The following is a 7,812-nucleotide window of genomic DNA, read 5'->3' as shown; positions in this document are numbered from 1 at the left end:
CCAGCTATCACGGAGTTTGATTAGCCTTTCACCCCTACCCACAGCTCATCCCCTCCATTTTCAACTGAAGTGGGTTCGCGCCTCCACACGCTCTTACACGTGCTTCACACTGGCCATGGGTAGATCACCCCGCTTCGGGTCTAGAACATGCAACTAAAACGCCATTTAAAACTCGCTTTCGCTACGGCTCCCCCACACAGGTTAACCTCGCCACACATCCTAACTCTCAGGCTCATTCTTCAAAAGGCACGCCATCACCCCCACCAGGGAGGCTCTGACGGATTGTAAGCGTCCGGTTTCAGGTACTATTTCACTCCCCTCCCGGGGTACTTTTCACCATTCCCTCACGGTACTATTCCACTATCGGTCACACAGAGTATTTAGGTTTACACCACGGCCGGTGCAAATTCACACAAGATTACACGAGTCCCATGCTACTCGGGAAAAACCACTAAAAGACAACAACGTTTCACTTACGGGACTATCACCCACTCCGGTCAGGCTTCCCAACCTATTCAGCTACGCCATCATTTTATAACTTTTCAGACCCCCATCGGCAGGCCTCAGCAGCTCCCACAACCCCGGATATGCAACGCCCGACAGCTATCACACACACCCGGTTTAACCTAATCCGCTTTCGCTCGCCACTACTCACAGAATATCTTTTCCTGTAGGTACTAAGATGTTTCACTTCCCTACGTCACCCCCTACACCCTATACATTCAGATGCAGGTAACCAAACATAACTCTGGCCAGGTTCCCCCATTCGGACACCCTCGGATCACAGCTCGCACGCCAACTCCCCGAGGCTTATCGCAGACCACCACGTCCTTCATCGGCTCCATGTGCCAAGGCATCCACCGAACGCCCTAAAACACTTACAAAAAACCAAAGATGCTCGCATCCACTATACAATTCTCAACCACCACACCAACACCACACAAGCCCCAACCAAAACAGTCAAAACCCACGCAGGCAGAAAGGTGTTACCCAAAACCCCAACAGCATGCCAGCTAATTCGCAGTCCCACTAAAAACAACCCCAAAACAAACAGGGCCATCAAAAATCCCTAGAAAGGAGGTGATCCAGCCGCACCTTCCGGTACGGCTACCTTGTTACGACTTCGTCCCAATCGCCAGTCCCACCTTCGACCACTCCACCCACATACGTGGTTAAGCCATGAGCTTCGGGTGTTACCAACTTTCGTGACGTGACGGGCGGTGTGTACAAGACCCGAGAACGTATTCACCGCAGCGTTGCTGATCTGCGATTACTAGCGACTCCGACTTCATGGGGTCGAGTTGCAGACCCCAATCCGAACCAAGACTAGCTTTAAGGGATTCGCTCCACCTCACGATATCGCAACCCTCTGTACCAGCCAATGTAGCATGCGTGAAGCCCAAGACATAAGGGGCATGATGATTTGACGTCATCCCCACCTTCCTCCGAGTTAACCCCGGCAGTCTCTCGTGAGTCCCCACCCGAAGTGATGGCAACACAAGACAAGGGTTGCGCTCGTTGCGGGACTTAACCCAACATCTCACGACACGAGCTGACGACAACCATGCACCACCTGTACACCAGCCCGAAGGCAACCACATCTCTGCAGTCTTCCAGTGTATGTCAAGCCTTGGTAAGGTTCTTCGCGTTGCGTCGAATTAATCCGCATGCTCCGCCGCTTGTGCGGGTCCCCGTCAATTCCTTTGAGTTTTAGCCTTGCGACCGTACTCCCCAGGCGGGACACTTAATGCGTTAGCTACGGCGCAGAACCCATGGAAAAGGCCCCACACCTAGTGTCCAACGTTTACAGCATGGACTACCAGGGTATCTAATCCTGTTCGCTCCCCATGCTTTCGCTCCTCAGCGTCAGTAACGGCCCAGTAACCTGCCTTCGCCATCGGTGTTCCTCCTGATATCTGCGCATTCCACCGCTACACCAGGAATTCCAGCTACCCCTACCGCACTCTAGTCTGCCCGTACCCACTGCAACCCCGGAGTTAAGCCCCGGTCTTTCACAGCAGACGCGACAAACCGCCTACGAGCCCTTTACGCCCAATAATTCCGGACAACGCTCGCGCCCTACGTATTACCGCGGCTGCTGGCACGTAGTTAGCCGGCGCTTATTCAACACCTACCCTCAACCCTAAAAAGAGCCTTGTTCAGCATCAAAAGGAGTTTACAACCCGAAAGCCTTCATCCCCCACGCGGCGTCGCTGCATCAGACTTCCGTCCATTGTGCAATATTCCCCACTGCTGCCTCCCGTAGGAGTCTGGGCCGTATCTCAGTCCCAATGTGGCCGGTCACCCTCTCAGGCCGGCTACCCGTCACCGCCTTGGTAGGCCATCACCCCACCAACAAGCTGATAGGCCGTGAGCCCATCCCCCACCAGAAAAACCTTTCCAACCCCCACCATGCGGCAGAAGCAGAATATCCAGTATTAGACCCAGTTTCCCAGGCTTATCCCAAAGAAGAAGGCAGGTTACTCACGTATTACTCACCCGTTCGCCACTCGAGTACCCCAAGCAAGCTTGAGGCCTTTCCGTTCGACTTGCATGTGTTAAGCACGCCGCCAGCGTTCGTCCTGAGCCAGGATCAAACTCTCCACAAAAAACCAAAAAATTTTGCAAAAAGCCCAAAACGACTCAAACAAAAAACAAAAAACCAGCAACACCACCAAAAAAAAAGCAGCACCACCAGTCAAAAAAAGCCAACCCCCAAAAACCAGCAAAACCAGAATCCAGAAGCCAACCAAAAAAATACAACAAAAAAGCTGACACACTATTGAGATCCCAAACAACACACCCACACCCGAATAACTAGCTATAGAAGCTAACCATCCAAGGAGGTCGGACTATAAATTATAGTCACTTAAATGGGAATCGTCAAGATGAATATCTTTTCGACTCTGGCAAAGCAAAAACAAAAGTAAAAGCGAATGCTTTTTCTTCTGCACCGCCCTGCGCAACGATTAATTACTTTACGAGGTATTAGCGAGAGCGTCAAACTCTAACGCGGTGGCTATCCTCACAGGCGGACTTTTCCGCTATTTCTGCAGCAAAATACCGCAATTTTTGCAAATCACACTTTCACAATTTGCGATTCTAAAGCAATCCGCAGTCTACATTTTGTGTAAAACGGCTAGATTCTTCTTTCCTTTTCGCACAATTATCAAACCGCCCGCTAAGAAATCTGCAGCGTCAATGATTCGCTCCGGATCGGTGCACTTCTCGTTATTTATACTTACGCCACCTCCAGAAATCGTACGACGAGCCGCATTGCGCCCCTGTTCAAAGCCTAAACTTACTAAAGCATCTGCTAAAGAATCACCCGCTTTTACGCTAGCGGCAGGCAATTCTGCCACTGCATCACATAGTGTCTTTTCATCTACTTCATGCGGATCAGCTTTTCCAAATAGCACCTGCGAAGCTTTTTCTACCCGCTCGCATACCTCACTGCCGTGTACCCAGGAAGTCACATCTGATGCCAATACGCGCTGCGCTTCCCGCGCATAAGCACGCTCTGCCACCGCCTTTTCTAGTTCTTCAATCTCCTCCCGCGTACGGAAAGTAAATACTTTCAACATATGAACTACATCTTCATCAGCGGTATTCAGCCAGAACTGGTAGAACTTATAGGGGCTGAGCATCTCGGGATTGAGCCAGATAGCTCCTCCTTCACTCTTGCCAAATTTAGTGCCGTCACTCTTCATAATCAACGGATTCGTCAATACGTGCACTGATTCGCCGGTAACTTTACGAATCAAATCCATGCCGCCTACGAGATTTCCCCACTGATCATTACCGCCCACTTCGAGGGTGCAGCCATAACGCCGGAAAAGCTCCAAGTAATCATTAGCCTGCAAAATTTGGTACGAAAACTCGGTGTACGAAATTCCTTCTTCTGATTGCAGCCGCCGTGCCACAATATCTTTAGAAAGCATCGTGCCTAAACGGAAATACTTTCCTAAATCGCGCAGCAAATCAATTGCCGAAAGTTTTTCCGTCCAATCGTAGTTATTTACCGTGCGCGCCGGATTATCGCCGGAGAAATCTAAAAGCGAAGTAAGCTGCTCCCGCAAACACTCCGTCCACTGCGCCACCGTTTCTCGCTCATTTAGTATCCGCTCCCCTTTCGCGCGCGGATCACCTACTAAGCCGGTAGCTCCGCCCACCAGCACCAAGGGATGATGCCCTGCCATTTGTAAATGACGCATTAACTTTACCGCCACTAAATGCCCATGATGTAAAGACGGAGCAGTGGGATCAAATCCGCAATAGAAAGTGAGTGGCCCCGAATTAAGAGCCTTCCGTAGCTCTTCCAAATCGGTATGCTGCGCGACTAGCCCGCGCCATTGCAATTCATCTAGAATATCTGCCACTTGCTTCACCTTTCTTATTCCGTTTCGAAGTAGCTTTCTTCCGTATCAAAGGCAATTTCTTAGCCTACCGGAGAAGCAGAAAAAATTACAATAACTACCTCTCAAGCGCAAACTCTTAAATAGCCATCTCCAGAATACGCTCCGCAGTGAATTTCTCTAGTTCCTGCAAGGAATGGGAAGCTGCTGCTTGCTGTTCCGCTACCCGCTGGGGAGCAGTGCCACCTTTTCCAGCGCGCGCTCGCACGGAACCAGCCACACTGAGCACTTTCTCTACGCCCGCTTGGAGTCGATTATCAATTGCCATAAAATCTTCCGCCTGTAGATCCGAGAGCTCCAGCCCGCGCTGCTCGCAGTACGCCACACAAGCTCCGGAAATTTCGTGTGCTTCCCGGAAAGGTACTCCCTGTTTTACCAGCCATTCTGCTATATCAGTGGCTAAAGCAAATCCTTGCGGAGCCAAATCAGTTAAACGCTTATAATCAAATACCAAAGTGGAAACCATACCGCTCACCGCCGGTAAAAGGACATCCAAAGTATCTATCTGATCGAATACTGGCTCTTTATCTTCCTGTAAATCGCGGTTATAGGCGAGAGGCATCGCTTTTAATACCGCTAATAATCCGGCCAAATCGCCGATTAATCTTCCCGATTTTCCGCGGGCAAGTTCGGCAATATCGGGATTCTTTTTTTGCGGCATAATGGACGATCCAGTAGAAAAAGCATCGTCCAGAGTAATGTAGGAAAATTCTTTCGTATTCCAGATGACTATTTCTTCGCTCAGCCGCGATATATCTATACCTATCTGCGCCATAATATACGAAAACTCCGCCACCGTATCGCGAGCAGCAGTGCCATCTAAAGAATTCCAGACGGCAGTGGTAAAACCTAGTTCTTTTGCCACTTGTTCCGGATCCAAGCCGAGCGTATTCCCTGCTAAAGCGCCCGAACCATACGGACTGACAGCTAGCCGTTTATCTAAATCACGCAAACGCTCTACATCGCGGAGGAGCGGCCAGACATGCGCTAAAAGCTGATGCGCAAGCAATATGGGTTGGGCGTGCTGCATATGCGTGCGCCCCGGCATTACGGTATCTCCCGCTTTCACAGCTTGCTTTATTAAGGCGGAAGCTAAATCTAGTACCTTTCCTCCTATTACTCTGCTTTCGTCCCGCAGATACATCCGAATAAGAGTGGCAATCTGATCGTTACGCGAGCGCCCTGCCCGGAGTTTTCCACCTAATTTTTTACCAGCTCTCTCGAGTAGACCTCGCTCTAGAGCAGTATGTACATCTTCGTCGTCCGGCTGCGGGCAAAACTCTCCCGATGCTACATCTGCTTTTAATTGCTGAAGCGCGGTGAGCATAGCAGTTAATTCATCTGCGCTGAGCAAGCCAGCCCGATGCAGCGCCCGCGCATGTGCGCACGAGCCCGCCAAATCATAGGGAGCCAGGCGCCAATCAAAATGTGTAGAACGTGAAAGTTCGGTTAGGGCTTCGGCCGGTGCGCCGCTAAAACGCCCACCCCAGAGGGCAATATGCTCCGCCATATCAATTTTCCTTCCCGAGGGAGTAGAGCTAAATGGATACGTTTTTTGTAAAAAGCCTGTTTAAGAAAGATTTAATTTCGGCATGGCTTCTCCTTTACCGAATTTGACGTCGCGCGCCGCAGCTAGCTTAGAGGTCAAACCTGATATTTCAATAAAGCCTTTGGCGTAGCTTTGATCAAAAGAATCGCCTTCGTCATAGGTGGCTAAATTAAAATCGTACAGTGAGGTTTCGGAACGCCGGCCGGTCACCACTGCTCGCCCACCGTGCATAATCATCCGAATATCTCCACTTACGTATTCTTGGGTATCCAGAATAAATGCATCTAAGGAGCGCTTTAACGGGGAGAACCACTGGCCTTCGTACACTAATTCTGCCCACCGCAAGGCTACTCTTTCTTTGAAGCGCGCCTGCTCCCGATCGATGGTGACTCGTTCTAATTCTTTATGGGCGGTGAGTAAAGCCATGGCTCCGGGCGCTTCATAGATTTCGCGCGATTTAATTCCCACCATTCTATCTTCCACAATATCTATGCGGCCGATACCCTGCGCTCCTGCTCGCCGATTCATCTCTTGCACTACCTGTAAAGGGGTCATGGCACTGCCATCTATCGCAACTGGAATACCTTTTTCGAAAGTAATTATTACTTCATCTGGAAGCGGTGGGTAGGTGGGGTCATCCGTATAGTTGTAGACATCCTTAGTAGGAGCATTCCACAAATCCTCTAAGAATCCGGTTTCCACTGCTCTTCCCCAGAGATTTTGGTCGATAGAAAAAGGATTATTGTGCGTAGCCTCAATAGGTAGATTGTGCTTAGCCGCGTAATCAATAGCAAATTCCCGTGTGAGTGCTAAATCGCGTACGGGCGAAAGGCACTTCATATCTGGAGCTAAAGAAGTGATGCCATTTTCAAAACGCACCTGATCATTGCCTTTACCAGTACAACCATGGGCTACGATTCCCGCATCGAATTGCCGCGCGGCAGTCACTAAATGCTTCACGATTAGCGGACGGGAAAGCGCCGATACTAGCGGATAGGCATCCATATATAAGGCATTGGCCTGCAAATCGAGCATGCAGTATTCGCTGGCAAATTCTTCTTTTGCATCAGCTATATAGGCTTCAACTGCGCCACAATCCAAGGCGCGTTGCTTGATTACTTCGAGGTCTTCTCCTCCTTGCCCGCAATCTACCGATACCGTAACTACTTCTGCGCCAGTACGCTCAGCAATCCACCCAATAGCAACTGAAGTATCTAAACCGCCTGAATAGGCCAGCACTACTCTATCTTTCGCAGCCATTTTTCCTCATTTCTTTGATTTTTTATAAATACGTTATAAGTTTTATTTTTTCTGCCCTTGGGCTAGCAGCAATAATTCTTCTTTCAACTCCGCTGCACTAGAAGTAGAAGTGGTTATCACCAAGACGGTGTCATCCCCTGCTATGCATCCCAATACTTCTGGGAAAAGCGCGTGATCTATTGCGGAAGCAAGTAGCTGTGCAGCCCCGGGTGGAGTGCGTAAAATTATTTGATTCATAGCTTGGCGCGCACTCGTAATTATTTCGCGCGCCCAGCGCTCCAACTGCCCACGCGCGCCTGATTCAGAATCGGAGATCTCTACGATATTGGGGATACGATAAACTTTTTTCCCATCGGCGCCGTATTCTTTAAAAGCATGCAGCTCCTCCAAGTCGCGCGAAAGCGTAGCTTGGGTGACGTCTATACCGGCTTGCTGGAGCTGGGTACGCAATTCTATTTGGGAAGATACGCGATTCTCAGCCACTATATCGATAATTTTCGCCTGCCGAGCAGTGCGGGTGGCGGGAATACTGATTTTATCCATCTCTGAGCCTCCGGTCGTAGAATATCCGGCACTGGGAAATTATCT

At 49.9% G+C, this 7,812-nt stretch carries 4 protein-coding genes, 1 rRNA gene and 1 other annotated feature (1 of these 6 cut by a window edge); all 5 genes read right to left on the bottom strand.

Annotated elements, in window-relative coordinates; translation table 11 throughout:
* Window positions 1-884 (bottom strand) — a sequence feature (23S ribosomal RNA rRNA prediction is too short); it reaches 641 nt to the left of the window's first position.
* A gap of 189 nt (window positions 885-1,073) precedes the next feature.
* Window positions 1,074-2,609 (bottom strand): 16S ribosomal RNA (locus BQ7117_RS03990).
* 510 nt (window positions 2,610-3,119) lie between these two features.
* Entirely contained in the window at window positions 3,120-4,379 is a 1,260-nt protein-coding gene (tyrS, locus tag BQ7117_RS03985) for a tyrosine--tRNA ligase (RefSeq protein ID WP_073996978.1), read from the bottom strand.
* Between the two features lie 115 nt (window positions 4,380-4,494).
* Complete coding sequence (gene argH, locus BQ7117_RS03980) at window positions 4,495-5,925, bottom strand: argininosuccinate lyase (RefSeq protein WP_073996302.1); 1,431 nt, start codon at window positions 5,923-5,925, stop codon at window positions 4,495-4,497.
* A gap of 60 nt (window positions 5,926-5,985) precedes the next feature.
* Entirely contained in the window at window positions 5,986-7,224 is a 1,239-nt protein-coding gene (locus BQ7117_RS03975; RefSeq protein WP_073996300.1) for an argininosuccinate synthase, read from the bottom strand.
* A gap of 42 nt (window positions 7,225-7,266) precedes the next feature.
* Entirely contained in the window at window positions 7,267-7,767 is a 501-nt protein-coding gene (argR, locus tag BQ7117_RS03970) for an arginine repressor (RefSeq protein WP_073996299.1), read from the bottom strand.
* Window positions 7,768-7,812: the final 45 nt, after the last annotated feature.

The organism is Arcanobacterium urinimassiliense (genome assembly GCF_900119495.1).
GTDB lineage: Bacteria > Actinomycetota > Actinomycetes > Actinomycetales > Actinomycetaceae > Arcanobacterium_A > Arcanobacterium_A urinimassiliense.
Note: the sequence above shows the minus strand (reverse complement) of the source record. Positions and strands in the feature narration are given on the sequence as shown.

Coding starts and splice junctions, on each gene's coding strand:
- argH (WP_073996302.1), bottom strand. CDS start 5,925: ATGGCGGAGCATATTGCCCTCTGGGGTGGGCGTTTTAGCGGCGCACCG.
- BQ7117_RS03975 (WP_073996300.1), bottom strand. CDS start 7,224: ATGGCTGCGAAAGATAGAGTAGTGCTGGCCTATTCAGGCGGTTTAGAT.
- argR (WP_073996299.1), bottom strand. CDS start 7,767: ATGGATAAAATCAGTATTCCCGCCACCCGCACTGCTCGGCAGGCGAAA.